Source organism: Nostoc sp. T09, from assembly GCF_002154695.1.
Lineage (GTDB): Bacteria > Cyanobacteriota > Cyanobacteriia > Cyanobacteriales > Nostocaceae > Aulosira.
This window is the reverse complement of record NZ_MTAV01000217.1, coordinates 1-576: the sequence shown is the minus strand read 5'-3', so window position 1 is coordinate 576 and position 576 is coordinate 1. Positions and strand designations below refer to the sequence as shown.

Genomic DNA, 576 nt, shown 5'->3' with positions numbered 1-576 from the left:
GAATCGGCGCGACCAAATTTGCTTTGACAGCAAAAGGTTCGAGTTGGTTAATGTGACACTTGGTCAAACCCGCTTCATAAATGTTATTGGTAGCTTGGACTCTACCAGCTTGGTACTTTTCTACATAGCCTTCTACAAAACAGGGGTCTTTGATTTTGGCTCGCAACGCTTTGGGAAAACCGGGGAGCACCGATTCTGCAATCACAGTGCCATACCAGTCGGCATCAAAACCATAAACTATAACTCGCTCAGCACTAATCGCTTTGCGAACTTCTTCAACAGTGGTTTTGAGTACATCCTCTTCATTGAGCGATTCCCGAATGCGGCGCGTTAAGTCTACCTGTAAATGAGTTCGCACACCTTCAGCATCAATTCGCTGAAGCAGCCTTGCGTGATCGAGAGCAAATCCGACTTGCATCGCAATCTGAGCGAACAAATCAATCTCGTATTGTCGCCAATTACGGGGGCTAGAACATTGATGTGCAATTAATAAGCCAAATAGTTGGTCGTCTTTGAGAATCGGCGCGACCAAATTTGCTTTGACAGCAAAAGGTTCGAGTTGGTTAATGTGACACT

Annotated in this window: 1 protein-coding gene; it reads right to left on the bottom strand. The window is 45.5% G+C overall.

Annotated elements, in window-relative coordinates:
• Window positions 1–576 (bottom strand): GAF domain-containing protein (locus BV372_RS32370; protein WP_143845437.1); only part of this gene is annotated, 576 nt, incomplete at both ends.